At 65.9% G+C, this 13,578-nt stretch carries 11 protein-coding genes; 5 read left to right on the plus strand and 6 right to left on the minus strand.

Going from position 1 to position 13,578, the window contains the following annotated elements:
- Positions 1-21: 21 nt before the first annotated feature.
- From ACZK08_RS16915 to ACZK08_RS16930, 4 genes are all read right to left on the minus strand, one after another.
- Complete coding sequence (locus ACZK08_RS16915; RefSeq protein WP_065181782.1) at positions 22-1,833, minus strand: 2Fe-2S iron-sulfur cluster-binding protein; 1,812 nt, start codon at positions 1,831-1,833, stop codon at positions 22-24.
- Positions 1,830-2,522, minus strand: coding sequence for a PepSY domain-containing protein (locus ACZK08_RS16920; protein ID WP_065181783.1), 693 nt, complete (start codon positions 2,520-2,522; stop codon positions 1,830-1,832). Before ACZK08_RS16920 ends, ACZK08_RS16915 begins: the two co-directional genes overlap by 4 nt.
- A gap of 55 nt (positions 2,523-2,577) precedes the next feature.
- Complete coding sequence (locus ACZK08_RS16925) at positions 2,578-5,292, minus strand: TonB-dependent receptor (protein ID WP_065181784.1); 2,715 nt, start codon at positions 5,290-5,292, stop codon at positions 2,578-2,580.
- A gap of 94 nt (positions 5,293-5,386) precedes the next feature.
- A complete protein-coding gene (locus ACZK08_RS16930; RefSeq protein ID WP_053518715.1) occupies positions 5,387-5,794 on the minus strand; it encodes a CopL family metal-binding regulatory protein in 408 nt (135 codons plus the stop codon).
- Between the two features lie 356 nt (positions 5,795-6,150).
- Between ACZK08_RS16930 and gloA the strand changes: the two genes are divergently transcribed.
- Positions 6,151-6,669: a lactoylglutathione lyase gene (gloA, locus tag ACZK08_RS16935; protein ID WP_053518716.1), complete on the plus strand. Its 519-nt coding sequence runs from the start codon at positions 6,151-6,153 to the stop codon at positions 6,667-6,669.
- 147 nt (positions 6,670-6,816) lie between these two features.
- Positions 6,817-7,245: a VOC family protein gene (locus ACZK08_RS16940; protein ID WP_053518717.1), complete on the plus strand. Its 429-nt coding sequence runs from the start codon at positions 6,817-6,819 to the stop codon at positions 7,243-7,245.
- Between the two features lie 66 nt (positions 7,246-7,311).
- On the opposite strand, the gene ACZK08_RS16945 is transcribed toward ACZK08_RS16940, so the two are convergent.
- Positions 7,312-7,743: a CBS domain-containing protein gene (locus tag ACZK08_RS16945; RefSeq protein ID WP_053518718.1), complete on the minus strand. Its 432-nt coding sequence runs from the start codon at positions 7,741-7,743 to the stop codon at positions 7,312-7,314.
- Positions 7,744-8,191: 448 nt separating this feature from the next.
- Positions 8,192-10,030: a glutamine--fructose-6-phosphate transaminase (isomerizing) gene (gene glmS, locus ACZK08_RS16950; protein ID WP_065181785.1), complete on the minus strand. Its 1,839-nt coding sequence runs from the start codon at positions 10,028-10,030 to the stop codon at positions 8,192-8,194.
- A gap of 203 nt (positions 10,031-10,233) precedes the next feature.
- Between glmS and ACZK08_RS16955 the strand changes: the two genes are divergently transcribed.
- From ACZK08_RS16955 to ACZK08_RS16965, 3 genes are read left to right on the plus strand one after another with little or no spacing between them, the layout of a single operon-like run.
- Positions 10,234-11,511 (plus strand): efflux RND transporter periplasmic adaptor subunit, encoded by a 1,278-nt coding sequence (locus tag ACZK08_RS16955; RefSeq protein ID WP_053518722.1) that lies wholly within the window; start codon positions 10,234-10,236, stop codon positions 11,509-11,511.
- 24 nt (positions 11,512-11,535) lie between these two features.
- Entirely contained in the window at positions 11,536-12,258 is a 723-nt protein-coding gene (locus ACZK08_RS16960; protein WP_053518723.1) for an ABC transporter ATP-binding protein, read from the plus strand.
- A 10-nt stretch (positions 12,259-12,268) separates the two neighbouring features.
- Positions 12,269-13,573 (plus strand): ABC transporter permease, encoded by a 1,305-nt coding sequence (locus tag ACZK08_RS16965; protein ID WP_053518747.1) that lies wholly within the window; start codon positions 12,269-12,271, stop codon positions 13,571-13,573.
- The last annotated feature ends 5 nt before the right edge of the window (positions 13,574-13,578 follow it).

Raw genomic sequence — 13,578 nt, forward strand, 5'->3', positions numbered from 1 at the left:
CACGGCCACGGCGCCTCCACTTCAGATCTTGAAATCGTCGTATGCGATCCGCTCTTCCGTCACCCCCAGCCGCTGCAGCAGCTGCCGGGTCGCGGCCAGCATCGGTGGTGGCCCGCACAGGTAGAACTCGCAGCCGGAAAGATCCGGATGCCGCTGCAGCAGATCCTCATGGATGGCGTCATGCACGCGCCGGCCAGTTCCCTGCCCGGACCAGACGGGATGCCAGCTGAAGTTCGCGTGCGCTGCCTGCAGGGCCTGCATCTGCGCCATGTAGGGGCAATCGCGGTCGCTGCGGGCACCGTACCAGTAGTGGATGCGCTCCTGCCCTCCCTCGGAAAGCCGATGTTCGATCATCGCCCGCAGCGGCGCCATGCCGGCGCCGGCTCCGATGAAGATCTTTTCCCGGGACACGCCGCTGAGCGCGAAATCACCGAACGGTCCGCTGTAGCGGACGCGATCGCCGGGGCGCAACGCGTACAGATAGCTGGACCCTTTGCCCGGCGGATGCCGCTTGCCCTGCTGCCAGCCAGGGCTGAACCGGGCCAGCAGCACCAGGCGCCCCGCTTCGGCGGCAACCGGCATCGCCAGCGAGTACGAACGACGCACCGCCGCCTTGTTGTGCAGGGTTTCCGGCAGGGCCAACGGTGCCCAGTCCTGCCGGTGTTCGTCCGGATGCCAGAGCGCGGAACGGGGCAGCTCGTATTCGGGCACATGCAGCTGCAGGTAGCAGCCGGGTTGATAGAGTGCGTCGGCGGCGTGGTCCGGACGCAGGTGGATCTCGCGCAGGAACGGGGTCACCGCTTCGATCCGCTCGACCGTTGCCCCATGCTCGGTCCACAGGCTGGCACCGCCGGATACCTCGATCTCCATATCCGCCCCCACCTGCAGGTTGCAGGCGAGCCGGCAGCCGACCTTCAGGCGCGATCCGGCCAGGTGCGCCCGATCTGCGGCGGAAGGGGTTCCAGCCTGTCCACGGACCCGGACTTCGCACAATCCACAGCTCTGCCCGCCGCCGCAGTTGGAAGGCAGGTTCACGCCTTCGCGGGCCAGCGCCAGGTAGACACTGTCCCCCTGCGCCGCGGCCACGGTGCGCAGGTGCGTGCCTCCCGGGGCGAACACTGCCAACTGCCGGCGGCTGCGCCATCGATGTGGAACGAACTCATGCAGGCGGACGCTTGCCAGCAGCAGCCACGCGCCGGTCAAGGCCATCCACAGCCCCCCCAGCCCCATCCCCACCACCAGCGGATTGTTGAAGTTGGCCCGCGCCGCGTAGTCCATGATGTGCAGCATCCAGAACACATCGAACAGCCGCCACGTCGCGGTGCGGTGCTCGAGCACCTGTCCACTGTCGGCGGAGACGTAGACGGTGGTGTCCTGCGCATCACCGAAGTCCACCCGCCAGACCGGATCGGGATGGCTGCGCGTCTCCAGACTGTGCGCCAGATGCACCGGCACTGCGGGCACGCCCTGGCCACGGTAGGCGGCCTGCGCGACGCGCAGCGCGATCACCGGATCGATGGTGATGCGCCTGCCATCACGCGCATCGATCACTTCGGTGCCTTCCGCTGACTGCAGTCGATACACCGGCGTCTGCAGCAGCCAGCCGCTGTCCAGGGTCGCGGCCGGCCATCGTGCGGCTCGCAGTGCATCGGCCGGTGAGACGCTGTCTGCCGGCCATGCCGGGGGCGCCGGGGGCGCAGCCCGCTGCGAAGTGCCAGCGATCCGGTCCGGGTCAAGCAGGCTCATGCCCAGTCCACTGCCGAGCCAAACCAGGAACTGCAGTCCGACCAGCACCCCGATCCACCTGTGCAACCGGCGCAGCCACGGCGTCATGCGCGCCTCCTCTGGCCGAAGCTGTAGAACAGCAGCCACACGCCACTGAGGCCGAATGCCAGTCCGATCACCGATGCGACGCGCAGCAGGCCATTGTTGACGTCGGTGCGCTGCTCGTAGTCCATGATGTGGAACATCCACAGGAAATCGAACCAGCGCCACAGGCTGTGCCGGCGCGCCAGCAGTTCACCGCTGTCCGGTGACAGGTACAGCGTGGTGCTTCCGCGGTCAGCGAAATGGACGGCCCACATCGGCACCGGTCGCGTCTTCACTTCCGACGGCGCACGGGTCACCCATTCCACCCGCGCGACCTCACCTGCGCCCTGGTACAGCGCTGTGGCCAGCGCGATGGCGCCATCCCGGTCCAGCCGCGGCAGGCGCTCTCCACTGCGGGCATCGACCAGGAAGCGTTCCGGTCCGCGCTGCACGTCGTAGACCTCACGCTCCAGCAGCCGCTTGAGGCGGAACGACTGCAGGCCGGGATAACGCGCGGCCAGCACATCGACGCCGACCCGATCATGCACCGGCGCCAGCGGTTCGCCACGGACATGGGCCAGGTGGTCGCCATGGATCACCTGCAGCGGCACCACGGTCATGTAGACCCCGCTGAGCATCCACAACAGCGCCTGCACACCGATCACCAGTCCGATCCATTTATGGGCGCGGCGCGCCCAGAATGCGGGTTTCATCTACCTTGTCTCCCTTGCGGAGCACCCCCGCCGCAGGCGACGGGGGCGCGTGCGATCACCAGCGGTAGCCGATGCGTGCATACCAGCGACGACCGAGCAGGTCGTAGGTCATGGTGTCTGTGTTGGCGTCGGTATAGCTCTGGATGAACGGCGCCGAGCGATCAAAGACGTTGTCCACGCCCAGCGCCACATCCAGCGCCTTGCTGACCGCGTACCTGAGCTGGAGATTGTGATAGAACACCGATGGCGCATGATCACCGATATCGCCACGCGCGGCATTGATGTCGTCGGCCCGGCCGATGTACTGGGTGGTCCAGGTACCGGACCATTGCCCACGGGACGCGTTCATCGACATCAGTCCACGCCACTTGGCATAGCTGCCACGGCCGCCGGTGATCCTGCCGGCATACGTGATCACCTCTGCTCCGGCATACGGGCGCACGTCATAACGCTGAAGGTAGGAGATGTCGGCACTGATGCTGGCGTCCATGCCCCACGGCTTGAACTCGTAGAGTGCGCCCAGGTCGTAGCCACTGACCTGCTCATCGGCCGTGTTCACCGGCTGCGATGAGAGGTAGTTCACTTCGCCGGTGCGCGGGTCGCGGGTGAAGTTGCTGGCGTCGCAGAACGGATGCGCCAGCGACGGAGTGTTGTAGCAGATGGCCAGCTTGGTGGAGCCGGCGATACGCTGGATCGCGTTCTCGATGCGGATGCGGTAGTAGTCCAGGGTGAGCGTCAGCCCGGGTGCGAACGTGGGTGTCCACACCACCCCGGCGGTGAACGAGGTCGCATCTTCCGGCTCGAGATCCGCATTGCCGCCGGACGTGGTCAGGATGGTATTGCCCGGCTGCACGTAACCAGCCGGCACGCCATCGGCCTGGCAGTTCGCACGCACGATCGAGCTGGCCGGCAGTCCGCTCCAGCCACTGCAGGGGTCGGTGGTGGTGAGGTTGCCCTCGGACACGCCACCGAACAGTTCGGGGATGTTGGGAATGCGGAATGCCGTAGCATAGGTGCTGCGCAGCTTCAGCGAAGGGCTGACCTGCCAGTCCAGCCCGGCCTTGTAGTTGAAGTCGCGCCCGAACAGGTCGTAGTCGGACACGCGGCCGGCCAGGTTGAGGTACAGCGAATCTGCGATGACCGCGTCCTGCAGCAGCGGCACCGCCAGCTCCATGTACGCTTCCTTGGCCGTGTATCGCCCGGCGATCGGATCCTGCTGGTTGGTGTTGCCGATGCCGAGCACGGTCAACGGATCCGGATCACGCCAACCGCGCTCCCTGCGCACCTCCACGCCCGCGGCGAATCCCACCCAGCCTGCCGGCAGCTCGAAGATCTGCCCGCTGAGATTAGCGGTGAAGCTCTTCTGCTCGTTTCCGCCGGTATCGCGCGAGGTGTACAGGATGTAATCCAGCACGTCACGGCTCAGGTCCCCGTAGCCGAGATAGTCGCCGCAGGGAATCGCTGCGCCGGGCGCGGTACTGCACAGGGACCGGTCCAGCGTCTGGTCGACGCGATCGAGGTTGGCGACATTGTCCGAACCATCCACGCCGGTGTTGCGCCCCCAGTTGAAGGCCACCGACCAGTCCCAGCTGGTGCCGAACTGGCCTTTCAGGCCCGCTACCACCCGGTAGGTGTCGGTCTCCTGGAAGAAGTGGCGGGGACCGGCCTCTTCCAGGCGCCGGCGCTGCAGCAGCAGATCCTGCCCGGTGGGATTGGTCGGATGGTCGGCGGCGATGTTGATCGGCCGGTAGACGCCCAGCCCACCCGAGGTCGCCAGCTGCCTGGACTGGCGGTTGGTGTACATCGCTTCGATGAACGCGCGTGTGCTGTCATTCAACTGGCTGTCGCCGAACACGCTCAGGCTGAGCCGCTCGATCGGGTTGACCGCGTTGAGCGTGGGATTGCCGTTGTAGTTGTGCTTGGCCGCCGAATAGGGCTCGTAGAAATCGCCGTCGCCTCCGGGCACCTGGTTGAAGTTGACCCGTCGGCCATCCGCCAGCAGTGCACGACCACCGATGGTGGACGAACTGCCGGAGCAGACCAGCCGGCCATCGGATTCGATCAGGCCGCAGGGCGCGCGCGAGGCCATGTTGACCGCGCCGCTGTCGAAGTAGCTGACCGCAGCCATCAGCGAGCCGCGTTCGCTGCTGACGCCCCAGCTGACATCGACGGAGGTTTCCTCGCCGTCGCCCTGGCTGGTCTGGCCATAGCGCACCACCGCTTCGGCACCCTCGAATCCCTGCTTGGTGATGATGTTGACCACGCCAGCCACCGCATCGGCGCCATAGATTGCCGATGCACCGTCCTTGAGCACCTCCACGCGCTCGATCAGTGAGACCGGAATGACATTGAGGTCGACCGAACTGTTGGCGCCGGTGCCGCCATTGACGATGCGCCGGCCGTTGAGCAGGACCAGGGTCCGGTTGATACCGAGACCGCGCAGATTGACCTGGGTGGTGCCGTAGCCGTTCTCGGCCCAGTACGCATTGCTCTGGCTGCCCGCGAACCCTGCCGAGGCCGGCAGGCGCTGCAGCAGGGTTTCCACCGAGGTGGCGCCGGAACGTTCGATGGCCTCGGCATCGATCACGCTCACCGGGCCGACGCCTGACAGCTGCGCGCGCTTGATGTGGCTGCCGGTCACCTGCACGGTATCCAGCGTGCGTGCCTTCGAATCGGGCGACTGCGCATCCTGCGCGGCGACGGAGTGGACAACGGAGACGCACAGCAGACTGCCGATGGCCGCAGCCATGGCATTGGACTTCAGATACATGTTCTCTCTCCCGCAGGAATACTGTCTCTGGGTGCCCCCGCCACGATTCGGGCAAAGGGACACGACGGCGTCATGTCGACGCGGGGACAGCCGCTCAGGCGATGGGAGGTCGGAATACGCGGGAAAGTTTGCTGGCAGGCAGGATCAGTGCCGGCAGCGCAATGTCCAGCGCGATGCGCGGATGGGCGCTGGGCAGCAGCAGCGATGGCATCGGAGGGTAGAGACTCAACAGGCAGCGGCAGTCGCAGCCGGCCGCATCGACACAGCTGCAGTGATCCTTGTGCACGTCGCCGGCGGCCACCGGCGCCTGATCATGGCGGGTGTGGCCCGACGCCGGTGCCGCGCTGCGCGGTGTTGCCTGGCAGCCCGCAATCGCCCGGCCCGCGGAGCCTGCAGCGTCCCCGCCAGGCAGCGCCATGCGCGTCCCCGCCCACGCTCCGAAGACACCTTCGAAGAGGAGCACGGCCATCAGCAGCAGCGGCAGCCATCGGCGGTAAGGCATGGGACCCCTGAAGACCCTCGGTTATTTGTATATACATACAATCATTAGCGCGGCAGGCAACGGGCTGTCAACCGCCCGCGACGATGCGCGGGCGTCTCGCCATCCCTGCCGGATTCCCCTGCGTCCCACTGCCGCGCCGTACTGCTCTGGTTGCAGGCATTTCACCCGGCGTTGCGGAAGCGCTCATCCCATTGCGGACGCACACCGATTATCCTGCGCTGCAACATGACCCGACGATCCCAGATCGACAGCGAGGATGCAAGCGAAGTGCGGGTTCCGGCAACTGCCGGTTTCAGATGCAACTTCCAGCCACTCTCCGCGGGTCATTTCCCTCCATTGCTGACAGGACGCGAATCATGAGCCTTTCTTCCCTCCAACAGGTCCCCGGCGTCGCCGCCCAGGCCCCGGCCGAAACCACCGGCTTCGTGTTCAACCACACCATGCTGCGGGTGAAGGACATCACCGCCTCGCTGGACTTCTACACCCGCGTGCTGGGCTACCGGCTGATCGACAAGCGTGACTTCGCCGAAGCGCAGTTCAGCCTGTATTTCCTGGCCTACGTGCCGTCCGGCGCCGTGGTGCCGGAAGACGATGCCGAGCGCCGCCTGTGGATGGCCGGCCTGCCGGGCGTGCTGGAGCTGACCCACAACCACGGCACCGAAGCCCAGGATGGCCCGGTCTACCACGACGGCAACAGCGATCCGCGCGGCTTCGGCCACATCTGCGTCTCGGTGCCCGAGCTGGAAGCTGCCTGCCAGCGCTTCGAAGATCTGGGCGTGCCGTTCCAGAAGCGCCTGACCGACGGTCGCATGAAGAACATCGCCTTCATCAAGGACCCTGACGGCTACTGGGTGGAAATCATCGCCAACGCCTGATCCGGAAAGGGGCACAATTGCGCTGGCGCCAGGCCATGCCCGGCGGCCTTGCTCCGATATTCATCGCATGGGAAGCAGGCCGCGCTGCGCGCTCGCCGGGCGCGGCCCGGCGCTATCCACACTGTCCCCTTTTCTGCAGAGGTACGCATGGAAACTATGGAACTGCACCGCGGTCGATTGATCGATCACCTGCAGCTGGTGGTGCGCGACCTGCCGGCCAGCCGCCGCTTCTACCAGGCGGTGTTCGACACGATCGGCATTCCGGTTGCCGGCGAAGGGCCGGACTATTTCTGGGCTGACGAGCTGTTCATTTCCACCGCCAGCAGCGAAGCCGCTGCCGGCCAGCTGACCGGACGCCACCACCTGGCATTCCAGGCGCGCGATGCGGCGACCGTCGATGCGTTTCATGCTGCCGCCATCGCCGCTGGCGGCACCGACAACGGTGCACCGGGCGAGCGCCCCTATCATCCGGGCTACTACGGCGCGTTCGTGCTTGACCCGGATGGCAACAACATCGAGGTGGTCTATCACGGCCCGGCGCGCTACAGCGCCGATTCGGTGAAGGTGACGTTCTGATTCCACCGATGCCGTGAACGAAGAAGCCGGGCAGTGCCCGGCTTCTTTCCTTCTACTGCGCCGGCGTCAATGCGCGGCCATGTAGATGTCCTGCAGCACGGCCTTTTCCAGCTCCAGCTCGCCCAGCAGATTCTTCACGATGTCGCCCAGGCTGAGGATGCCGACCAGGCGCGTGCCATCGGTGACCATCAGATGACGGCGCCGCGAGTACGTCATCAACGACATGGCCTGCTTCAGGGTGGCCTCCGGTGCGATGCCTTCCAGTCCCGTGGACGGCAGGGTGGAAATCACCCGGCGGCCGGCCTGCGGGCCATCGTCAGCCAGGGTACGCACGATGTCTTTCTCGGAGATGATGCCGACCGGCGCATCATCCTTCATCACCACCAGGGCAGCGATCCTGTTCGCGCTCATCTTGTGGGCGGCGGCACCGATGGTGTCTTCCGCATCGATGGTGATGACAGCTTCTTTCTTGGATTGCAGGAGTTCGCGGACGTTCATTCTTGTTTCCTGTTGCAGGTCACTGAAGTCAAAAAAGTGTGCTCTTCCGATTCGCCCCCTCCCCGGGAACAGACCTTTCAGCGCACGTCTGGCGCACCGGTCTGCCCATGGGGAATGCATCGGCAAGGCGAGGTGCTGCAACGCGAACGAGGCGGGTCCGGCAACGCAACCCGTATCTCGGTCGGCTCGATTCTACGACTGCGATCCTCGGTCACTACCGGCATCGATAGGACAGTACGTCGTGGGAACCTGCCGACGATCCAGAGAATGGCACTGCGGCTGAAACCGCCGCTGAACACGCGCGGTGCCGCGCGTTAAAGATTGATGGCCTGCTGCCGAACGCGGACAGAACACCCTGCGGGTGTCCCACTTGGCGCTGTGAGCGGCGCAAACGAAAGGGGGCCACGTGGCCCCCTTCACCTGAAGCATCCCATGCAGCCGATGGCGGTTACTCCACCGTCACGCTCTTGGCCAGGTTGCGCGGCTTGTCCACGTCGGTGCCACGCGCCAGTGCGGTATGGTAGGCCAGCAGCTGCACCGGAATGGTATGCACCACCGGACTGAGCACGCCCGCGTGGCGCGGCGTACGGATCACATGCACACCTTCGCTTTCGGAGAAGTTGCTGTCCTGGTCGGCGAACACGAACAGCTCGCCTCCCCGCGCGCGGACTTCCTGCATGTTGGACTTCACCTTCTCCAGCAGGCTGTCGTTGGGGGCGATCACCACCACCGGCATGTCCTCGTCCACCAGCGCCAGCGGACCGTGCTTGAGCTCGCCCGCCGGATACGCCTCGGCATGGATATAGGAGATCTCCTTGAGCTTGAGCGAACCTTCCAGTGCGATCGGATAGTGCAGTCCACGGCCCAGGAACAGCGCGTTGGATTTGCGCGCGAAGCGCTCGGCCCAGGCCGCGATCTGCGGCTCCAGGTTCAACGCGTGCTGCACGCTGCCCGGCAGGAAGCGCAGCTGCTCCAGATAGTCGGCTTCCTGTGCGGCATCGACGCGCCCATGCAGCTTGCCCAGCACCACGGTCAGCTGGAACAGCGCGGCCAGCTGGGTAGTGAACGCCTTGGTCGAAGCCACGCCGATCTCGGCCCCGGCACGGGTATAGCAGACCAGTTCACTGGCGCGTGGAATCGCGCTTTCCGGCACGTTGCAGATAGACAGCGTGTGCTGGTGGCCGAGCGACTTGGCGTACTTCAGCGCCTCCATCGTGTCCAGCGTTTCGCCGGACTGGGAGATCGTCACCACCAGGTGCTTCGGGTTCGCATACGCCGCGCGGTAGCGGTACTCGCTGGCGATCTCCACGCTGCACGGCAGGCCGGCGATGGACTCGATCCAGTAGCGCGCGGTCAGGCCGGCGTAGTAGCTGGTGCCACACGCCAGGATCTGCACGCCTTCGATGCCCGCCAGCACCGCCTCGGCATTCCTGCCGAACAGCTCGGCCGGGAAGCCACCGGCGTCGATCGCCGCCTCGATGGTGTCACCCAGCGCGCGCGGCTGCTCGTGGATTTCCTTCTGCATGAAATGGCGGTAAGGGCCAAGTTCCAGCGAGGCCAGCGACACGTCGGACAGGTGCACCTCGCGCTGTACCGGATGATCGTGCTCGTCGAAGATGCGCACACCCTCGCGGCGCACCTCGGCGGTGTCGCCCTCCTCCAGGAAGATCACCTTGCGGGTGGCCGAGATCACCGCCGAGACATCGGAGGCAACGAAATTCTCGCCTTCGCCCAGGCCGACCAGCAGCGGGCAGCCCATGCGTGCGCAGACGAAGCGTTCCGGCTCGGCGCGGCTGACCACGGCCAGCGCATAGGCGCCGGTCAGTTCCTTCACGGTGCGCTGCAGCGCCACCAGCAGATCGTCACCGCTCTGCAGATGATGATGGATCAGGTGGGCGATCACTTCGGTGTCGGTCTGCGACTCGAAGGTGTAGCCCAGCGCGCGCAGCCGCTCGCGCTGTTCTTCATGGTTCTCGATGATGCCGTTGTGGACCAGGGCCACGCCCTGGCTGATGTGCGGATGCGCATTGGCCTCGGTGACGCCGCCATGGGTGGCCCAACGCGTATGGCCGATACCCAGCTGCGCATTGAACCCCTCGGCGGCGGCGGCAGCGGCCATCTCGGCGACCCGGCCGGTGCGGCGGACGCGGTGCACGTCAGGGCGATCGGTCGCGTCGATCACCGCGATGCCTGAAGAATCGTAGCCGCGGTACTCCAGTCGCTTCAGACCTTCGATCAGCACCGGCACCACGTCGCGATCAGCGATCGCTCCCACGATTCCACACATGTCACGCATTTCCTTGAAGACGGTCGCGGCATTCTAGCGTGCGTGTCCGGTTTCCCCCTCCTGTCCGCTTAATGAATGTGTCCGCACAGGTGTCCGCGGACACCCGGACACCGCCACTCGAATTGCAACTTATTGATAGGAAAGGAAATAAAGTTGGCACGCAACGTGCTTGGTATGGATCACCACCGTCAGGCACGAACCCGATGATCCGCGACACTTCCGCCCAGGACCAGATCGTTTCCTCCACCCCGGCCCGCCCGACCGCCGCCGCCTGGCATCGCTACCGTTGGCCGGCATTGGGCAGCATCGCCCTGCTCGCCGGCATCGGCTGGGCCGTGTACGCCTGGGCAAACGCCAGCCGCTCGTTCGACAGCAGCCGGGTGCGCATCGCCGAAGTGCAACGTGGCGACCTGGTGCGTGACATCGCTGCCGACGGCCGTGTGATCGCCGCCAACAGCCCGGTGCTGTATGCGATCTCCGCCGGTACCGTGGACCTGAAGGTCGTGGCCGGCGACGTGGTCAAGAAGGGACAGGAGCTGGCGATCATCGACAGCCCGGAACTGCGCAGCAAGCTGGCCCAGGAACAGGCCACCCTGGCTGGCCTGGAAGCCGAGGCCAGCCGCGCCGCGCTGGACGCAACGCTGGCCCGCGCCAAGTCGCGCAAGGAAACCGATCAGGCCACCATCGAGCGCCAGGCTGCCGATCGCGACCTGCAACGCTACCAGCGCGGCTTCGACGGCGGTGCGGTGCCGCAGATCGACCTGGCCAAGGCCCAGGACAGCCTGAAGAAGGCCGACATCAGCCTTGCCAACGCCACCACCGATGCCCGCCTGCAGAGCCAGGGCGCCGACCTGGATGCACGCAACAAGCGGTTGCTGGCCGATCGCCAGAAGGCGGTGGTGGCCGAAGTGCAGCGCCAGGTCGATGCGCTGACCCTGCGCGCGCCGTTTGATGGCCAGGTAGGCCAGGTGCAGGCCACCCAGTCCACCAATCTGGCGGCCAATGCGCCGGTGCTGGGCGTGGTGGACCTGTCCAAGTTCGAAGTCGAGATCAAGGTTCCGGAAAGCTTCGCTCGTGATCTGGCCATCGGCATGCCCGCACAGCTCACCGGCGGCAACGGCCAGCCGTTCCCGGGCGAGATCAGCGCGGTGTCGCCGGAAGTGGTGAACGGCGAGGTCAATGCCCGCGTGCGCTTCGCCGACAAGCAGCCCGAAGGCCTGCGCCAGAGCCAGCGCATGTCGGTCCGGGTGCTGCTGGATACCCGCAAGAACGTGCTGAAGGTCGAGCGCGGCCCGTTCGTCGAACAGGGCAACGGCGTGGCCTACGTGATGGATGGCCGCACGGCGGTGCGCCGTCCGGTGGAACTGGGCGTCAGCAGCCTGGGCGAAGTGGAAATCAAGTCGGGTGTGCAGCCGGGCGACCGTATCGTGGTCTCCGGCAGCGACCTGTTCAAGGACGCCGAACGCGTCTCCGTCAACTGATACATCCTGGAGAGAGGACACCCCATGTACATGCTCGAAATGCGTTCGGTCGCCAAGGTCTTCCGCACTGAACAGGTGGAAACCCATGCACTGCGCTCGCTGGAACTGCAGGTCAAGGAGGGCGAGTTCGTCGCCGTCACCGGTCCCTCCGGCTCCGGCAAGACCACCTTCCTCAACATCGCCGGCCTGCTGGAGACCTTCACCAGCGGCACCTACCTGCTTGATGGCGAGGATGTCAGCCAGCTCGGTGATGATGCGCGCAGCCGCCTGCGCAACCAGAAGATCGGCTTCATCTTCCAGGGCTTCAACCTGATTCCGGACCTGAACCTGTTCGACAACGTCGACGTGCCGCTTCGCTACCGCAAGATGAGTGCCGGCGAGCGCCGTGAGCGCATCGAGAAGGCGCTGACCCAGGTCGGCCTGGGCTCACGCATGAAGCACTACCCGAACGAACTGTCCGGCGGCCAGCAGCAGCGCGCGGCGATTGCCCGTGCCCTCGCCGGCAGCCCGCGCCTGCTGCTGGCCGACGAACCGACCGGCAACCTGGATACGCAGATGGCACGTGGCGTGATGGAGCTGCTGGAGGAAATCAACGCGGCCGGCACCACCATCGTCATGGTCACCCATGATCCGGAACTGGCCGCGCGTGCGCAGCGCAACGTGCACATCGTCGATGGCCAGGTCACCGACCTGGTGCGCGAGCCGGTGCTGGCCACCCCGCGCCGCATCGTCGCCGTCAACGAGTGAGGGCATGCCCATGTTCGCCTACTACGCTCGACTGGCGGTACGCAGCTTCCGCCGCAACAAGGTACTGACCGCGCTGATGGTGGTGGCCATCGCACTGGGCATCGGTGCCTCGATGACCACCCTGACCGTGTTCCATGTCCTGTCCGGCGATCCGATTCCGGAGAAGAGCGACCGCCTGTTCTACGCGCAGCTCGATCCGCGGCCGCGCTCCGGCTACCTGACGGACGAGGAGCCGGAAGGCCAGATGACGCGGTTCGACGCCGAAGCCCTGCTGCGCGAGAAGCGCGCCGTGCACCAGGCGATGATGAGTGGCGGCAGTGCCATCGTCGAGCCGGAGGGCAGCACCCTCAAGCCGTTCTCGGTGGATACGCGCTGGACCTCGGCGGACTTCTTCCCGATGTTCAACGTGCCGATGCAGTACGGCCGCGCCTGGTCTGCCAGCGACGACGATGCGCACAGCCGCGTGGTGGTGCTGTCCAAGGCCATCAATGAAAAGCTGTTCCAGGGCGCCAACAGCGTGGGCCGGGAGATCCGCGTGAACAGCCAGTCGCTGCGCGTGATCGGCGTGATGAAGGAATGGAATCCCGAACCGCAGTTCTTCGACCTGACCACCGGTTCCTACGGCAAGGACGAGGACCTGCTGGTGCCGTTCTCCACCGCCATGGATCTGGATTTCGGCAACAACGGCAACATGAACTGCTTCCGCGACGGTGGCCCGGGCGGCGACAGCCACTCGCTCAGTGCGGCCTGCACCTGGATCCAGTACTGGGTCGAGCTGGAGCCGGGCAAGGTCGATGACTACCGTCGCTATCTGGTGAACTACTCCGACCAGCAGCGCGCTGCAGGCCGCTTCGAGCGTCCCGCCAATGTGCGCGTGCGCAGCGTCATGGAGTGGCTGGACTTCAACGGTGCGGTGCCCAGCGACGTGCGCCTGCAGATGTGGCTGGCGCTGGGCTTCCTGGGCGTGTGCCTGGTCAATACGGTCGGTCTGCTGCTGGCCAAATTCCTGCGCCGCAGCGGTGAGATCGGCGTGCGGCGTGCGCTGGGTGCCAGCCGTGGGCAGATCTTCCTGCAATGCCTGGTCGAAGCCGGTGCCATCGGCGTGGTCGGCGGTGTGCTCGGCATCGGCCTGGCCCTGATCGGTCTGGCCGCAGTGCGCAGGCAGCCGGTGGAGTACGCCCAGCTGGCCCATCTGGACGGCAGCATGCTGCTGCTCGCACTCGGCCTGACCCTGCTCGCCAGCCTGGCCGCCGGATTCCTTCCGGCCTGGCGTGCCATGCAGGTCACCCCCGCCATCCAGCTCAAGTCGCAGTAAGCACA

It is taken from the genome of Stenotrophomonas sp. 112478_Sma (assembly GCF_056479905.1).

Bases quoted from the DNA above. Each gene is read 5' to 3' on its own strand.
- ACZK08_RS16915 (WP_065181782.1), bottom strand. From the start codon at position 1,833: ATGACGCCGTGGCTGCGCCGGTTGCACAGGTGGATCGGGGTGCTGGTC.
- ACZK08_RS16920 (WP_065181783.1), bottom strand. From the start codon at position 2,522: ATGAAACCCGCATTCTGGGCGCGCCGCGCCCATAAATGGATCGGACTG.
- ACZK08_RS16925 (WP_065181784.1), bottom strand. From the start codon at position 5,292: ATGTATCTGAAGTCCAATGCCATGGCTGCGGCCATCGGCAGTCTGCTG.
- ACZK08_RS16930 (WP_053518715.1), bottom strand. From the start codon at position 5,794: ATGCCTTACCGCCGATGGCTGCCGCTGCTGCTGATGGCCGTGCTCCTC.
- gloA (WP_053518716.1), top strand. From the start codon at position 6,151: ATGAGCCTTTCTTCCCTCCAACAGGTCCCCGGCGTCGCCGCCCAGGCC.
- ACZK08_RS16940 (WP_053518717.1), top strand. From the start codon at position 6,817: ATGGAAACTATGGAACTGCACCGCGGTCGATTGATCGATCACCTGCAG.
- ACZK08_RS16945 (WP_053518718.1), bottom strand. From the start codon at position 7,743: ATGAACGTCCGCGAACTCCTGCAATCCAAGAAAGAAGCTGTCATCACC.
- glmS (WP_065181785.1), bottom strand. From the start codon at position 10,030: ATGTGTGGAATCGTGGGAGCGATCGCTGATCGCGACGTGGTGCCGGTG.
- ACZK08_RS16955 (WP_053518722.1), top strand. From the start codon at position 10,234: ATGATCCGCGACACTTCCGCCCAGGACCAGATCGTTTCCTCCACCCCG.
- ACZK08_RS16960 (WP_053518723.1), top strand. From the start codon at position 11,536: ATGTACATGCTCGAAATGCGTTCGGTCGCCAAGGTCTTCCGCACTGAA.
- ACZK08_RS16965 (WP_053518747.1), top strand. From the start codon at position 12,269: ATGTTCGCCTACTACGCTCGACTGGCGGTACGCAGCTTCCGCCGCAAC.